18 protein-coding genes are annotated in these 15,322 nt (G+C 65.8%); 9 read left to right on the top strand and 9 right to left on the bottom strand.

The window, feature by feature from the left end; all coding sequences use genetic code 11:
- Window positions 1-86: 86 nt before the first annotated feature.
- The gene (locus HF680_RS02175; protein ID WP_017504673.1) at window positions 87-287 is read right to left on the bottom strand and encodes a YMGG-like glycine zipper-containing protein; all 201 of its coding nucleotides are present in this window, start codon (window positions 285-287) and stop codon (window positions 87-89) included.
- 213 nt (window positions 288-500) lie between these two features.
- Window positions 501-920, bottom strand: a complete 420-nt coding sequence (gene ndk / locus HF680_RS02170) for a nucleoside-diphosphate kinase (protein WP_017504672.1) — start codon at window positions 918-920, stop codon at window positions 501-503.
- 151 nt (window positions 921-1,071) lie between these two features.
- Here ndk and abc-f point away from each other — a divergent pair, with 151 nt between their 5' ends.
- Together abc-f and HF680_RS02160 are read left to right on the top strand one after the other, a co-directional pair.
- Window positions 1,072-2,994 carry a ribosomal protection-like ABC-F family protein gene (abc-f, locus tag HF680_RS02165; protein WP_045810063.1) on the top strand — a complete coding sequence of 641 codons (1,923 nt, stop codon included), beginning with the start codon at window positions 1,072-1,074 and terminating at the stop codon, window positions 2,992-2,994.
- On the top strand, window positions 2,991-3,242 hold the full coding sequence (locus tag HF680_RS02160; protein ID WP_045810064.1) for a DUF2164 domain-containing protein: 252 nt from the start codon (window positions 2,991-2,993) through the stop codon (window positions 3,240-3,242). The genes abc-f and HF680_RS02160 overlap by 4 nt, the downstream gene beginning before the upstream one ends.
- 50 nt (window positions 3,243-3,292) lie before the next feature.
- On the opposite strand, the gene HF680_RS02155 is transcribed toward HF680_RS02160, so the two are convergent.
- Complete coding sequence (locus HF680_RS02155) at window positions 3,293-3,514, bottom strand: DUF3126 family protein (RefSeq protein WP_039243756.1); 222 nt, start codon at window positions 3,512-3,514, stop codon at window positions 3,293-3,295.
- A 72-nt stretch (window positions 3,515-3,586) separates the two neighbouring features.
- A complete protein-coding gene (locus tag HF680_RS02150; RefSeq protein WP_185223944.1) occupies window positions 3,587-4,786 on the bottom strand; it encodes a DUF1624 domain-containing protein in 1,200 nt (399 codons plus the stop codon).
- A gap of 51 nt (window positions 4,787-4,837) precedes the next feature.
- On the opposite strand from HF680_RS02150, the gene HF680_RS02145 reads away from it, so the two are divergent.
- Entirely contained in the window at window positions 4,838-6,913 is a 2,076-nt protein-coding gene (locus HF680_RS02145) for a TonB-dependent siderophore receptor (protein ID WP_185223943.1), read from the top strand.
- Window positions 6,914-6,922: 9 nt separating this feature from the next.
- Here HF680_RS02145 and cysE read toward each other — a convergent pair whose 3' ends face one another.
- Window positions 6,923-7,750 (bottom strand): serine O-acetyltransferase, encoded by an 828-nt coding sequence (gene cysE, locus HF680_RS02140; protein ID WP_185223942.1) that lies wholly within the window; start codon window positions 7,748-7,750, stop codon window positions 6,923-6,925.
- Window positions 7,751-7,770: 20 nt separating this feature from the next.
- A complete protein-coding gene (locus HF680_RS02135; protein WP_185223941.1) occupies window positions 7,771-8,397 on the bottom strand; it encodes an NUDIX domain-containing protein in 627 nt (208 codons plus the stop codon).
- A 45-nt stretch (window positions 8,398-8,442) separates the two neighbouring features.
- Between HF680_RS02135 and HF680_RS02130 the strand changes: the two genes are divergently transcribed.
- Window positions 8,443-9,036, top strand: coding sequence for a nitroreductase family protein (locus HF680_RS02130; protein WP_185223940.1), 594 nt, complete (start codon window positions 8,443-8,445; stop codon window positions 9,034-9,036).
- A 72-nt stretch (window positions 9,037-9,108) separates the two neighbouring features.
- Window positions 9,109-9,771 (top strand): DedA family protein, encoded by a 663-nt coding sequence (locus HF680_RS02125; protein ID WP_185223939.1) that lies wholly within the window; start codon window positions 9,109-9,111, stop codon window positions 9,769-9,771.
- Here the strand turns inward: HF680_RS02125 and HF680_RS02120 are convergent.
- The gene (locus tag HF680_RS02120) at window positions 9,743-10,573 is read right to left on the bottom strand and encodes a DUF817 domain-containing protein (protein WP_185224304.1); all 831 of its coding nucleotides are present in this window, start codon (window positions 10,571-10,573) and stop codon (window positions 9,743-9,745) included. The genes HF680_RS02125 and HF680_RS02120 overlap by 29 nt on opposite strands.
- Window positions 10,574-10,721: 148 nt before the next feature.
- Here HF680_RS02120 and HF680_RS02115 point away from each other — a divergent pair, with 148 nt between their 5' ends.
- On the top strand, window positions 10,722-11,204 hold the full coding sequence (locus tag HF680_RS02115; protein WP_185223938.1) for a hypothetical protein: 483 nt from the start codon (window positions 10,722-10,724) through the stop codon (window positions 11,202-11,204).
- A gap of 28 nt (window positions 11,205-11,232) precedes the next feature.
- On the opposite strand, the gene queF is transcribed toward HF680_RS02115, so the two are convergent.
- Window positions 11,233-11,694, bottom strand: a complete 462-nt coding sequence (gene queF, locus HF680_RS02110) for a preQ(1) synthase (protein WP_066554928.1) — start codon at window positions 11,692-11,694, stop codon at window positions 11,233-11,235.
- Between the two features lie 107 nt (window positions 11,695-11,801).
- On the opposite strand from queF, the gene HF680_RS02105 reads away from it, so the two are divergent.
- The 3 genes from HF680_RS02105 (at window position 11,802) to HF680_RS02095 (ending at window position 14,150) form a co-directional block, all read left to right on the top strand.
- On the top strand, window positions 11,802-12,203 hold the full coding sequence (locus tag HF680_RS02105) for an endonuclease domain-containing protein (protein ID WP_185223937.1): 402 nt from the start codon (window positions 11,802-11,804) through the stop codon (window positions 12,201-12,203).
- Window positions 12,204-12,474: 271 nt separating this feature from the next.
- Window positions 12,475-13,407, top strand: coding sequence for an NAD(P)H-dependent flavin oxidoreductase (locus HF680_RS02100; RefSeq protein ID WP_112861696.1), 933 nt, complete (start codon window positions 12,475-12,477; stop codon window positions 13,405-13,407).
- Window positions 13,408-13,445: 38 nt separating this feature from the next.
- Entirely contained in the window at window positions 13,446-14,150 is a 705-nt protein-coding gene (locus tag HF680_RS02095; RefSeq protein WP_185223936.1) for a TorF family putative porin, read from the top strand.
- A gap of 7 nt (window positions 14,151-14,157) precedes the next feature.
- Here HF680_RS02095 and HF680_RS02090 read toward each other — a convergent pair whose 3' ends face one another.
- The gene (locus HF680_RS02090; RefSeq protein WP_045810073.1) at window positions 14,158-15,321 is read right to left on the bottom strand and encodes a cystathionine gamma-synthase; all 1,164 of its coding nucleotides are present in this window, start codon (window positions 15,319-15,321) and stop codon (window positions 14,158-14,160) included.
- Window position 15,322 lies beyond the last annotated feature (1 nt).

Below are 15,322 nucleotides of genomic sequence, written 5' to 3'. Positions count from 1 at the left end.
CCGGACGTCAGACGTAGAAAAGGCCCGGAGCGAACGCTCCGGGCCTTTTTGTCATCCGGGCTTTCGCCGGGAAGACCTACTTGGATTTAGCGGGGCTTGGTCGCCGCGCCGGCGACGGCGCCGATGGCGGCGCCGGCCACGGTCGAACCCGTGTTGCCGCCGATGACCTGGCCGGCGACGGCGCCGCCCAGGGCGCCGGTGGCGGCGCGTTGTTCCATCGTCTGGCCGCAGGCGGCCAGCAGGGCCACGACGCCGATGACGGGGGCCAGTTTGATCATGGTCTTCATGGGTCTTCTCCGGGAGACGAACGAGATCATGACCACCAAACGACAAGGCCCGCGTCCGGTTCCGGGCGCGGGCCTATATAGTCACGCTATGCGAGAGCTGATGCTCGCGGATAGCTCTTCTTTTCTGCGCTACGCTCGGAACGCGGTCCCTCGCGACTTGAGCGCCTTGTGCTCGCGCTACGCTCGGAACGCGGTCCCTCGCGACTTGAGCGCTTAGCCGACGATCTGGTCGTCGGTGAAGAACTGGGCGATCTCGATCTTGGCGTTGTCCTGGCTGTCCGAACCGTGGACCGAGTTTTCACCGATCGACAGGGCGAACTGCTTGCGGATGGTGCCTTCGGCGGCCTGCTCCGGGTTGGTGGCGCCCATGACTTCACGATAGGCGGCGACAGCGTTGTCGCCTTCCAGCACCTGAACGACGACCGGCTCGGCCGTCATCTGCTCGACCAGCTCGCCGTAGAACGGGCGCTCGGCGTGCACTTCGTAGAATTTCTTGGCTTGTTCGGTCGTCAGCTTGACGCGGCGCTGGGCCACGATGCGCAGGCCGGCGCCTTCGATCACGGCGTTGATCGCGCCGGTCAGGTTGCGGCGCGTGGCGTCGGGCTTGATGATCGAGAAGGTACGTTCGGTCATGGGAATTGACTTCTTGTTGGGAGATTGAGTGTCGCGGGCTTATAGCGACCACCTCCCGCGTTTCCAACCGTCCCTTTTTGCATCCCTGACGCACCCCGCATGGCGACCTGCCGATTGAGGGACGCCGACCAACCGAAGAACCTTCGCCGCAATGCTTCAGATCACCGACCTGACCTTCAACGCCTGGGGCCGCAAGTTTCTCGTGGACGCCTCCGTCAGCCTGCCGCCCGGCTCCAAGGTCGGTCTGGTCGGCCGCAACGGCATCGGCAAGTCGACCCTGTTCAAGCTGATCTTGGGCGAGCTTCACGCCGCCGGCGACGAGATCAGCCTGCCCAAGACCGCCCGTATCGGCTCGGTCGATCAGGAGCATCCGGCGACCCCCGTCAGCGTCATCGACACCATCCTTGAGGCCGACGTCGAGCGCCACACCCTGCTGGGCCGGCTCGAGACTGCAGAACCGGAAGAGATGGGCGAGATCTGGTCGCGCCTGATCGAGATCGACGCCGACGCCGCGCCCGCGCGCGCCGCCGAAATCCTGGTCGGCCTGGGCTTCGATCAGGAGAACCAGGCCCGGCCGATGTCGGAGTTCTCGGGCGGCTGGCGAATGCGCGTCGCCCTGGCCGCCGCCCTGTTCGCCGAGCCGGACATGCTGCTGCTGGACGAACCGACCAACTACCTCGACCTGGAAGGCGCCCTGTGGCTTGAGGCGCGGCTGAAGAAATATCCGCACACGGCCCTGATCATCTCCCACGACCGCGAGATGCTGAACGAGGTCTGCACCCATATCCTGCACCTCGCGAACCACACCCTGACCCTCTACACCGGCAACTACGACGCCTTCGAAAAGGCCCGCGCCGAAAAGGCCCGGCTGCAACTGTCGGCCAAGGCCAAGCAGGACGCCGAGCGCGCCCACCTTCAGGCCTTCGTCGATCGCTTCAAGGCCAAGGCGTCCAAGGCCGCCCAGGCCCAGTCGCGCATGAAGCGGCTGGAGAAGATGCAGCCGGTCGCCACCACCATCGAGGAGCGCGTCGCTCCCTTCACCCTGCCCTCTCCGCCGCGCCCGCTGGCCCCGCCGCTGATCCGGCTGGAGCGGGCCAATGTCGGCTATGAGCCGGGCAAGCCGATCCTGCGCAATCTGAACCTGCGCATGGACCTTGACGACCGCATCGGCCTGCTCGGCGTCAACGGCGCCGGCAAGTCCACCTTCGCCAAGATGATCGCCGGCGCCCTGAACGTCTCCGAGGGCGAACTGCACCGCGACAGGAAGATGCGCGTGGGCTGGTTCCACCAGCACCAGATCGAGGCGATGGACCCGACCGACACGCCGCTGGAGATCATCCGCCGCGCCATGCCCGACGCGCCCGAAAGCGCCCGCCGCTCCAAACTGGCCCAGTTCGGCCTGGGTTACGAAAAGCAGGAGACCACGGTCGACAGCCTGTCGGGCGGCGAACGCGCGCGCCTGCTGCTGAACATGGTGGCGATGGATGCGCCCCACGTCCTGATCCTGGACGAACCGACCAACCACCTGGACATCGACAGCCGCCGCGCCTTGCTCGACGCGCTGAACGACTACAACGGCGCCGTCATCCTGATCACCCACGACCGCTCGCTGATGGAAATGGTGGCGGATCGCCTGTGGCTGGCCGCCGACGGCACGGTGAAACCCTTTGAAGGCGACATGGACGACTATGCCAAGTTCGTCCTCGACCGCGCGAAACAAGCCATCGCCAAGCCCAGCCAGATCAAGAAGGAAGAGGCCAAGGCCAACTCAGGTGCCTCGCAAGCAGAGAGCGCCAATTCTTCAAAAGGCGGGGGCGCGAACGATAGGGGCAACAAGAAGCGATCCGGCCCTTCGCCCTCGACCCTGCGTCACGCGGTCAAGAAGGCGGAGGAGACCATGACCCGCCTTGCGGCCGAGATCGCCCGTATCGACGACGACATGGCCACCGCCTCGGTCAGCAATCCCAAGGCCCTCGAAGGCCTGACCCGCGCCCGCGCCAAGACCGAAGCCGATCTGGCCGCCGCCGAAGCCGCCTGGATCGCCGCCGAAGAAGCCTTGGCCGAAGTCGCATGAAGCCGATCGAATTCTCTAAGGAAGAACGCGCGGCGATCACCGCCAAACTGCGCGACTACTTCGCCCGCGAACTGGATCAGGAACTCGGCCAGCTTCCGGCCGAGATGCTGCTGGACTTCATCGGCAAGGAGATCGGCGGCGCCTTCTACAATCGCGGCGTCCACGACGCCCAGCGACTGGTCCAGCAGAAGGCCGAGGACATCGTCGAGGCGCTGTACGGCCTCGAACGCGCGGCCCCCACGCGCTGAAACGAAAGCCGCCCGGCGCATTCACGCCGGGCGGTCGGATCGGTCGGCGGTTAGGCCGGAAGGTCTTCGGCCAGGATCGCCATTTCAAACATGAACGAGCCTTCCTCGTCCTCGTCCTCGAAGACGATGCCGATGAACTCGTCGCCGACATAGACCTCGGCCGAGTCATTCTGCTTGGGGCGGGCCTTCACGATGATGCCGCCGGTGTTGAAGGTGCGCTTGAGGTGCGCCTCGATGCGCTTCAGGTCGGTGTCTTTCACGGGGGGCCTCATGGTCTGAACGTTGGCGGCGGACCCTAGAGACATCGGCGGTTCAGGGAAACCGGCGTCGCGCATTTTCCCGTCTCAGAGATACTTCATCCACCATTGCGAACTGCGCCGCTTGACCCCGCCGAACCAGCGGCAGGCGAACCAGCAGGGCACGGCGACCAGGGCCGCCAGCAGCCACACCCAGCCAACGCCGGGCACGCCGAAGCCCTCGCCCTGATTGGCGCCGAACAGCATCACGGCCGCCAGGTTCAACAGATGCAGCCCGTAGAGGTGGATCAGATAGAAGAACAGCGGCGCTCCGCCAAAGACCGCCAGCACGCCGACCAACCGCTCCGGCGCTCTTTCCAGCCCTGCCAGGATCAGCGCGCCTATCCCCAGCGTCAGCAGCAGGAAGTCGGCCGACGGCGGATATTTGGTCAGGTTCAACACGCTCATCACCGTCTGGATCGGCGTCGCCTGCACGGCCCACGGCGCATCCCCATAGACATTGATCGCCCGCAGCACGACGAACAGGGCCAGCGCGCCCACCCCGATCAGCACCAGCCGCCTCAGCCGCGTCCTCTGCTCGCCTGCGAACCACGGCCCGATGGCATAGCCCAAGGCCGCCACGCCGATCCACGGCAGCAGCGGATAGGACGTCCGCGCCTGACCACCCCAAGGTAAGTCTATAAATCCGCGATCATGCAGCACCGCCCAGATCGCATAGCCCGGCTGCCCTGCCGCAATGGTGATCGGGTCCAGCAGATTGTGGCCCAGCACGATGACCAGCCCCACGGCGATCAGCATCGGACGCGGCAGATGCACCAAGGCCGCCAGCGCGATCATCGACAGGCCGATGGCCCAGATCACCTGCAGATAGATCAACTCGGGCGTAACCGAGAAGGTCCAGGCGAAGTTGACCACCGTCAGTTCCAGCACGACCAGAAACAGACCGCGTTTCAGCAGGAAGGCCGATGCCGCGCTGGCTCCGTTCCCGCCGCCCGCCTGCTTGTTTCCGTACAGCCAGGCCCCCAATCCCGTCAGGGCCACGAACACCGGCGCGCACAAATGGGCCGACAGCCGGGTGAAGAACAACGCCGACGAGGTCGTCTCCACATTCATCGGGTCCGAGACCTGGGCGTGGATGAAGAAGAACTCCCGCGCGTGATCGACCAGCATCAGCAGGATGACCAGCCCGCGAAGGGCGTCGATGGATCGGATCCGACTGACCGCACGGCTTGGCGCGGCAGTCGAAGAAATGGAGGCGGGAACAAGCGTTGCAGCGGTTGACATCATCAGGCGGAAGCGGATAGCCGATACAGTATAACATTTCAAACGGAGCCTGCCTTGTCCCTCCTTCTGAGCTGCGCCGGCGCGTGCCTGCTGGTCGCCGCCAACGCCCCCGCCCCCGTCGCTGTCGCGGGGGTTGAGCCTGAAACGGTGGGGGAGATCGTCGTTCTGGGCCGCCGCTCGGCGCCGCGTGATCTGACGCTGGGTGCAGGATCGATCACCGAGGCCATGTCCCCGTCCAGCCGCTCTGTCGAGAACGATCTGATCAAGGCCGTGGGCGCGACGCGCCTGGCCGACGCGCTGGAACTGGTCAGCGGCGTCAGCCAGCAGAACAATCGCGGCGGCGTCATGGACAACTTCGCCATTCGCGGCTTCCTGGGCACGCCCGACGGCGGCGCGGAATATTATGTCGACGGCTTCCTGGCCAATCGCGGCATGGCCCCGCCCCGCGATCCGGCGACATCCGAGCGGATAGAAGTGCTGAAGGGGCCGTCCGGCGCCCTGTTCGGCGACATCGACCCGGCCGGACGCATCAATATCGTCTCCAAGACCCCGCGCTTTGCGCCCGCCGCCACCTTTACCGCCACGGTGGGATCGTTCGGTCTGCGTCGCGGCGAACTGGACCTGACCGGCCCCATCAACGACACCCTGGCCGGACGGCTTGTGGTGGCGGGCGAGACTTCGAACGGCTGGCGCGACTATGTCGGCTTGGACCGCACTGTGGTGGCGCCGTCCCTGACCTGGCGTCCAAACGATGATCTGCGCCTGACCTATGTGGGCGAGTTCACCACCTTCACGACCTTGTTCGACCGAGGGATGCCGGCGATCAACGGCGACGCGCTGTTCCTGCCGCCCTCGAACTACTACGGCGAGCCCGGCGACGGCGTGACCCGCTTCCGCAACGAACGGCACCAGATCACCGGTGAATACCGGATCAATGACGACTGGAGCCTGAACGGCGGCGTCGCCTGGCGGGGCGGCTCGCTGAAGGGTCTGTCGAGCGACCATTCGCGTCTGGTGGGCGACCAGCTGTGGCGTCAGCGTCGCGGACGCGACTTCTCGGTCGAGGACCTGTCGGCCCGGCTGGAGCTGAACGGCGTGGTCCAGACGGGATTGGGCGTTCACAATCTCGGTTTCGGAGTGAAGGCCTATCAGCTGACCTATGGCGAGAAGTGGCTGCGCATCAATCCGACCGCCGCCAATCCCTATCCGATCAACGTCTTCAACCCCGTCTATGGCGCGGTCACGCCGCCGATACCCCTGCCCTTCACCGACAATCTGGAGACGCGCGATGTCGTCACCCTCTACGCCCAGGATCTGTGGGAGGTGAACGACCGTCTCAGCCTGCTGGCCGGGCTGCGGTTCGACGACTACGACCAGACCATCCGAAACAACCGCACCGGCGCCGTCGGTGAAGCCAGCGACACGCCCCTGAAATACCGCCTCGCCGCCCGCTATAGCCTGACCGAAAACCTGACCGCCCACGCCAGCTACGGTCAGTCGTTCGTGCTGAACTCGGGCACGGGCCGCGACGGCTCCGGCTTCGCGCCCGAGGATGGCAAGGGCTATGAGATCGGCCTGGCCGGCGCCTGGGACGGACTGGACCTCGCCGCCACCGTCTTCGATATTGAGAAGTCGAACATTCTGACGACCGATCCGGTCGATCCCAACTTCCTGGCCCCGGTCGGCAAGCTGACGACGCGCGGGATCGAGCTGGACGGCGCCTTGAAGATCGACGACGTCTGGCAGGTGGTCGCCAACTACGGCTGGACCGACGCCAGGGCCGACGACCGCGCCTTCGCCACCGACGCCGTGCTGAACGTGCCCGAACATTCCGGCTCGCTGTTCGTCATCGGTCGCTTCCCCACCATCCACGGCACGACCTGGTCGTTCATGACCGGCGCGGCCTACGTCGGCGACCGGGCCGGCGGCCTGGCGCTCGGCGCGCCCGAACTGCCCGCCTACTGGAAGGCCAAGGCGGCGCTGGACTACGGCCTGACGCCCCAGGTCACCGCCCGCGTCGAGGTCGACAACCTGTTCGACGCGCGTTACGCCGCCAGCTCCTACAGCGCCCTGTGGATCTACCCCGGCGCCCCGCGCAGCGTCCGCGCCTCGCTCAGGATCGCGCTATGAGGCGTCCGCTCAGATGACGAAGTCGTACACCACATCAGCCAGGGTGTGATCCATGGTGCGGGCCGGTTCGGCGTTGGTCGGACAGTTGACCAGCCGGGCCGGCACCCCCGCCACGGTGCAGCCGGACGGCACGGCCTTCAGCACCACCGAGCCGGACGCCACCTTGGCGTAGTCGCCGACGTGGATATTGCCCAGCACCTTGGCCCCGGCGCCCAGCAGGACGCCCTTGCCGATCTTGGGATGGCGGTCGCCGCGCTCGGCGCCCGTCCCGCCCAGGGTCACCCCATGCAGCATCGACACGTCGTCGCCGACCACCGCCGTCTCGCCGATGACGATGCCCGTGCCGTGATCCAGAAACAGCCCCTTGCCAAATTGCGCGGCCGGATGGATGTCCAGCTGGAACAGTTCGGAAATCCGGCTCTGAAAGTGGAAGGCCAGCGTCTCGCGCCCCTGTCCCCACAGCCAATGCGCCACGCGCCAGCCCTGCAAGGCCTGGAAGCCTTTGAAATACAGGAAGGGCTGCAACAGGTTGCGGATCGCCGGGTCGCGTTCGGCCACGGCTTGAAGGTCCGCCTCCGCCGCCTCGACCATCGACGGATCGGCCTTGAACGCCGACAGGCAGACCTCGCGCACCGACATGGCGCTCATCTCGCCGTCCGCCAGCTTGCGCGCGATCTGGAAGCTCAGCGCGCCCGCCAGGTCGTCGTGCGACAGGATCACCGCATTCATCTGCGAGCCCAGCTGCGGCTCCTCGCGCGACGCCGCCTCGGCCGAGGCGCGCAGCTGACGCCACACGCTGTCGATTTCGGTTTCTGCGACAACTTCCAGCTTGGCCATGACCGGCTCCTTCGGCGACATCATACGCGCCCCAGCAAGGCGCGCGCCAGCGCCTCGGGCAGTTCGCCGTTCATCGCCATATGATAGGCCTTGTAGGCCGTCGCCACCGTCAGGCTGTCGCGCACCGTTCCCCGCCCGATCTCGACCAGCAGATCGACGAACGGCACACGCACTACGGCGATGATCTCGGTGGGATCGGGATCGGTCGGCGCAGGGCTCAGGCCCCAGGCGATCCAGGTCATGCCAATCTCGTCGGTGATGGAGTTCGACATCTCGACCTTCAGCGCCGGCAGCCAGTGTTCGGCCTGCAATCCCGCCTCCTCGGCCAGTTCGCGCCGGATGCCGTCGAACGGATCCTCGTCCAGCGGCGCGCCGCCCTCGGGCATTTCCCAGCTGTAGTTGGCGTGGGCGAACCGCTGCTGGCCCACCAGGGTCACCGTCCCGTCCTCATGCACGGGCAGGACGCCGGTCCCGACGTTCTTGAACCTCACGACGGCATAGTCGGCCTTCATCCCCGTCGGCGCCGTCGCCGGATGCCGGGTCAGCGCCATCCAGGGGCTGTCGAACACCGTCTCGTTTCCGTCGCTGCGCCAGGCCGGCGGTTTCGCCAGCCCCTCGGCCCATTTCGGTTCGTCGGATTTGCGCATGGGCCACCTATGGCGAAGACGCGGATGAAAGCCTAGCTAGACGGCATGGTCGCCCTCAACGAACCCCTGCCCCCGCCCGTTCCGTCCAAAGATTTCCGGGACCGCTTGGCCCAGCGGCGCTCCGCCCCGGCCCAGGCTCTGGTCGCGCCCGGCCCTTCCGAGGCCGAACTGGACGAGATCCTGACCCTGGGCGCCCGCACGCCCGACCACGGCAAGCTGTTCCCGTGGCGGTTCGTGGTCCTGGGTCCCCAATCGCGCGCCGACATCGCCGCCCGCCTCGCCGTGCTGGTCGAACTCAGGAACGGCCCGGCCAAGGATCAGGCGGTCCTGGCCAAACTGACCGCCGCGCCCGTCACCATCCTGGTCGTCTCGACACCGGTCGAAGGCTCCAAGCCGATCTGGGAGCAGCACCTGTCAGCCGGCGCGGTCTGCATGAACCTGGAACACGCGGCCTCCGGCTTCGGCTATTCGTCCAGCTGGATCACCGACTGGTACAGCTACGACCCGCAAGGCGTCGCCCTGTTCGGCCTGACCGAGGGCGAGAGCGTCGCCGGCTTCATCCACATCGGCACGCTGAACGAACCCGCGCTGGAACGCCCGCGTCCCGACCTGGCCGCCAAGGTCACACGCCTGCCGTAAGCGGGTGACATAAGGTCGCCCTACGTCGGTTTGACCTCGACCGACCCCGCCTTCCTCCCCCAAGGCCTTCGTATGGATTCCCTGTTGCAAGCCGTGGGCGATTTCGTCGCCCGCAACCATATGTGGGCCGGCGTCATGCTGGGCCTGGTCGTGTTCGTCGAGTCGCTGGCCGTCGTCGGCGCCTTCGTGCCCGCCACCGGCCTGCTGGTCGCGGCGGGCGGCCTGATCGCGGCCGGCGTGCTGGACCCTGTCAACGTCATCGTCGGTTGCGTCATCGGCGCGGTGATCGGCGACGCCATCTCCTACTGGGCCGGACGTCGGCTGGGCGTGCGCTTCCTCCAGCGCCCGATGTTCAAGGCGCACCGCCGGCGCATCGCCTGGACGCGTTTGTACTGCCGTCGCTACGGCGTCATGTCGATCTTCGTCGGCCGCTTCTTCGGGCCCTTGCGCGCCTTCGTGCCGCTGACGCTGGGGATGCTCAGGATGCGCCAGCAATCATTCCAGTTCGGCAATGTGACCTCGGGCATCGTTTGGGTCTTGGCCATGCTGGCCCCCGGCTATCTCGCCGCCCAGGGGTTGGCGAAGATGGAAGTGCTCAGCGAGGCGCACGGCCCCACCCTGCTGATCGGCGGCCTCGCCGTCACCATCCTGGTCGTCGCCGTGGTCTATCGCCTGGTGAAGGCCCGCATGAGCCGCAAATCCGCCGTCATGCGCGGGGCGCTACAGGGCCGCTGATCTCCGGCTCGGGCCGGTGCACCAACGAGACCAGCACGACCGAGATGATCATCAGCAAAAACCAGCTGCCCAGCTTGGCCAGGGACACCATCTCCCACCCGTCGGCCTGCCCCGGATAGACCCAGGCCCGCCCCAGCGTACCCAGGTTCTCGGCGAACCAGATGAACAGGGCCACCAGGAAATACCCCAGCAGCAGCGGCATTGACCGCCGCTTCCGATCCGCCGTGAAATAGAACCATCCCCGCCCGAACAACACGGCGGTCGCGATGAACAGCGCGATGCGCACATCCGGCAGCCAGTGATGAGCGAAGAAGTTGACGTAGATCGCCGCCGCCAGCACCCAGGTCGTCCACAGCGGCGGATACCTCCGCACCCGGATATGAAAGATGCGCTGCACCCGCGCGATATAGCTGCCGACCGCCGCGTACATGAAGCCCGAGAACAGCGGCACCGCCCCGATCCGCAGCAGACTGTCCTCGGGATAGACCCACGACCCGTGCGCGGTCTTGAACAGCTCCATGATCGTCCCCGCCACATGGAACAGGAAGATCACCCGCGCCTCTTCCCAGCTCTCCAGCCGGAAGATCAGCATCGCCGCCTGGATCACCACCGCCCCGACCGCCAGGAAATCGTAACGCGACACCGGCGCCCCCTCCGGCCAAAGCAGAAACGTGCCCAGGATCAGGGCCAGCATCACCCCCCCGAACAGACACGCCCACCCCTGCTTCAGTCCGAACCACAGGAACTCATAGGCGTATCGACGCGGGCGAGACTGGTCAGCCCACGCCTCCGCCCGCGTCATCAGACGGCGGCCCCAGGCTTCGAGGGGAAGGCGATAGGTCACTGTGCACACCTGCCCAAAGAAACTCAGCTTTGCCTACAGCTTGTAGCTGAAGAATTTTCGACTTATGCGACAGCACGCAACATGTAAGTGCCGCCCAGAGGTCGCTATGAGTGCCGAAGACAAGTTAGCTAAGCTCTATGAAACGGAAATAGCTAACGCGGTGTCACATGCCAACGATGCAGTAAAACGTTGGCTCGGAACTTTGGGAATCGGCAACGGAGCCGCTCTTCTCGGGTGCGCCACACTCGCAGCGCCTAAAGACAACACGATACTTCTTTATCAGCTCATTCCGTCGATGTGGCTATTTCTGGTTGGCGTTGCCGCAGCTTTCGCAGCTTTTGGCTTCATTGGTTCTGCTTGGAGACATGATGAAAATAGCTGGCGGCTTTCAGATACCAACAACACATGGGAACGTCTAAAACGGTTGGAAAATGTCGATGAAGAAGTGGTAGCTCTTGAAGACAAAAAAGCCGACCAATCCAGAAAATGGGCCGCTTACCTTACAATATTATCATGCACGACATTCCTAGTTGGCGTCGGACTTCCACTTTTTAGACTAACTATTTCAGCAATGCGCGGCGAACTCTGATGGAGCAATTCAAAGTATCAAGCTTTACTCACCCCCGCCCGCGATAGGTCGGCACGCCCTGGTCCGGCAGCCACAGCCCCTCGGGCGGCGCGCCGGTCTGCCAGAAGACGTCGATGGGGATGCCGCCGCGCGGATACCAGTATCCGCCGATCCTCAGCCACTTGGGTTCCAGCAAGTCCGCCAGCCGCCGCCCGATGGCGACGGTGCAGTCCTCGTGGAAGGCGCCGTGATTGCGGAAACTGGTCAGATACAGCTTCAGGCTCTTGGACTCGACCAGCCAGTCGCCCGGCGCATAGTCGATGACGATGTGGGCGAAATCCGGCTGGCCCGTCACCGGGCACAGGCTGGTGAACTCCGGCGCCGTGAACCGGGCCAGATACAGCGTGTCCGCATGCGGGTTCGGCACCCGCTCCAGCACCGCCGTCTCGGGACTGGTCGGAGCGGCGGTCTGGGCGCCGAGCTGGCTGAGGTTGTCGGTATAGTGGGTCATGCCGGGCATTTAGGCGCTTGCCGCTCAGATGAAAATCCTCCCCCATCGGGGGAGGGGGACCGCGAAGCGGTGGAGGGGGCCGGCCGCGTATGCGGTCGATGACGCAAATGACCTACGCACCTAAGAAAACCGTCGCCCGCGCCCGCGACCTGCGCCGCACGATGACCCTGCCGGAAGTCCTCCTGTGGCAGCACATCAGAGGGCGCCGGCTCGACGGCATTCACTTTCGCCGCCAGCACCCCATCGGTCCGTACGTTCTGGACTTCTATTGCGAGGACGCTCGCCTCGCGGTCGAGGTGGACGGCGAAAGCCATTCCCAGGCTGAGGCGGTGGAGCACGACAACCGGCGGACAGAATGGCTCAACGCACGCGGCATTTCCGTCCTTCGTATCCCGGCGCGGGATGTGTTGAGCGAACTGGCTGCCGTGGTGGACCATATTCATCGGCAGGTGCGCGATCGGCCCCCTCCACCGCTACGCGGTCCCCCTCCCCCGGCGGGGGAGGATTGAGGCCACCCAGCCATCCTAGTTCCGGACAGCTTCCCCCGCCCGTTCAACGCCTTGGCGCAGACCAGCGTCAATCGACCGATCCCCCGTCCGAACCCTCGTATGATGGCCGGTTTTCACCCGCCGTCGCCGCCTGCCCGCTTTCACCCCGCCTCCGACCCGAGATTAGACGAATTAGACTCATTTTTTTCGCGCCACCGTCTGAAATCCCCGCGATTGCCTTCCCCGGCGACAGCCCGCTAAGCGTAGCGAAAGAAAACCAAAGGAGACGTCCGTGGCCATTCCCGCTTCGCTGCAAAAAGGTCTGATCCTGCCGATCATTTCGGCGCCGATGTTCCTGGTGTCCGGACCGGATCTGGTGGTCGAGGCCTGCAATGCGGGCGTGATCGGCACCTTCCCGTCGCTGAACCAGCGCACGACCGAGGGCTATCGCGACTGGATTCACGAGATCAAGGGCCGGCTGAAGCCCGAGGCCGCCGCCTTCGGCGTCAACCACATCGTCCACCCGACCAACCCCCGGCTGATGGCCGACATGATGGTGTCGGTCGAGGAGAAGGTGCCGCTGATCATCACCTCTCTGGGGGCCGTGCGCGACGTGGTCGACGCGGTCCACGGCTATGGCGGTCAGGTCTTCCACGATATCGCCAATATTCGTCATGCGCGAAAGGCGGCTGAGGCCGGCGTCGACGGCCTGATCCTGGTCGCCAACGGCGCGGGCGGCCATGCGGGCATCATCAACCCCTTCGCCCTGGTCAATGAGGTCCGCAGCTTCTTCAAGGGGACCATCATCCTGTCGGGCGCCCTTTCGACGGGTCAGGACGTGGCGGCCGCCCTGATGCTGGGCGCCGACTTCGCCTATATGGGCACGCGCTTCATCAACACGACCGAGGCCATGGCGGCCGACGCCTACAAGCAGATGGTCATCGACAGCGGCGCGACCGACATCGTCCACACGCCCGCCGTATCCGGTATCCCCGCCAACTTCATGAGCAAGTCGCTGATCGAGAACGGCATCGACCCGAAGACCTTGCCAGAGCACAAGCTGGACATGGGCGACGAGGCCAAGGCCTGGAAGACCGTCTGGTCCGCCGGCCAGGGCGCGGGCGCCATCCACGACGTCCTGCCGACCGCCGAACTGGTCGCACGCCTGCGACAAGAGTTCGCTCAGGCCACGGAGGAATTCGCCATCAAGGCCGGAGCACGCTAAAGGCGGCGCCAATCCGCACCTCGCGCGTTGGAGCCCCCATGATCCGCACGACCATCCTCGCCGCCCTGTCCGTTTCCGCGCTCGCCGTCGCCCTGCCGGCCGCCGCCCAGTCCGGCTCGCCGGCCGCGCGCGACGCCTGGTCCTTCGAACTGGGCGCGGGCACGGACAACCGCTCCAAGGATGCATCCAAGTCCGGCAACGACGGCTACGCCTTCGGCTCGGCGACCTGGGAAAGCGCGGACGGCCTGTTCTACATCGGCCCGGGCTTCCAGACGATTCAGGCCGGCGGCTCCAACGTCGAGGCCGAGTTCGTGGTCGGCTATCAACCCGAGGCCTTCGGCTATCGGTTCGACTTCAACGTCGCCTACAAGAACCGCCTCGACGCCGAGGCCGGCTATGATCAGGACGCCTGGGAGATCACCGGCAACGCCAGCCGCTCGATCGGCCCGGCCAGCGCGCGACTGCAGGTCCAGTATTCGCCCGACGCCGCCGGCTCGACCGACAGCTTCACCTGGGTCGAGGGCCGCCTGGGCTGGGACTTCACGCCCCAGCTGAACGGCACGGTCGCCGTCGGTCGCCGCGAACAGAACGGCGCGCCCGACTACACCGGCTGGAACGCCGGCGTGACCTACGCCCTCACCGACGCCCTGGAGCTGGACCTTCGCTACTACGATACTGACGCCCACACCTTCGGCGAACAGTATGAGGACGCCCTGGTCGCCAAGGTGGCCTACGCCTTCTGACCGGGCGTCAGCCCAGGGCCTGATCCAGATCCGCGATCAAGTCCTCGACGTTCTCGACCCCGACCGATAGCCGGATCAGGTTGTCGGTCACGCCGCCCGCCTCGCGGACCTCCTTGGGCACGCTGGCGTGGGTCATGATCGCCGGGTGGTTCACCAAGCTTTCCACCCCGCCCAGCGACTCGGCCAGGGTGAAGACCTGAACCCGCTCCAGCACGCGCTTGGTGCGCTCCAGATCGCCCTCCAGGATTACCGTCACCATCCCGCCGAACCCGCCGTGCATCTGGCGCGCGGCCAGCTCATGCTGAGGGTGAGCGATCAGGCCGGGATAGATGACCTTGGCGATCCCCGCGCGCGTCTCAAGCCAGCGCGCGATGGTCAGCGCGTTCTCGCAGTGCGCCTTCATCCGCAGCGCCAGCGTCTTCAGCCCCCGGTTGGCCAGGAAGGCGTCGAACGGCCCCATGATCCCGCCGACCGAGTTCTGCAGGAACTTGATCCGCGTCGCCAGTTCGGCGTCGGCCGTCACCAGCACGCCGCCGATGATGTCCGAATGGCCGTTCAGATATTTGGTCGCCGAGTGCATGACCACGTCCGCCCCCAGGCTCAGCGGCTGCTGGCAGAAGGGGGTGGCGAAGGTGTTGTCGACGACCAGCAGCAGCCCATGCGCCTTGGCCACCTTCGACAGGGCGGCGATGTCGGCCAGCTTCATCAACGGATTGGTCGGCGTCTCGACCCACAGCATCTTGGTCTTTGGCGTGATCGCCGCCTCCACAGCCGCGATGTCGCTCAGGTCCACATAGGCGAAGTCCAGCCCCATGGTTCGCCGACGCACCCGCTCGAACAGTCGCCACGAGCCGCCGTACAGGTCGTCGCCGGTGACGATGTGATCGCCCGCATCCAGCAACTCCAGCGCCGTCGAGGTCGCCGCCATGCCTGAGCCGAAGCCGAACCCGTGCGTGCCGCCCTCCAGGTCCGCGATACAGGCCTCGAACGCCTCGCGTGTGGGGTTCTTGCCCCGCGCATACTCATAACCCTTGTTCACGCCCGGGCTTTCCTGGGCATAGGTCGAGGTGGCGTAGATCGGGGTCATCACCGCACCCGTCGTCGGGTCGGGATGCTGGCCGGCATGGATGGCGCGGGTCGAAAAGCCCTGGCTGTTCTTCTTGTCGCTCATG

It is taken from the genome of Brevundimonas huaxiensis (assembly GCF_014218725.1).
In the GTDB taxonomy this organism is placed as follows: Bacteria; Pseudomonadota; Alphaproteobacteria; order Caulobacterales; family Caulobacteraceae; genus Brevundimonas; species Brevundimonas huaxiensis.
This window is presented reverse-complemented; position numbering and strand designations above follow the sequence as displayed.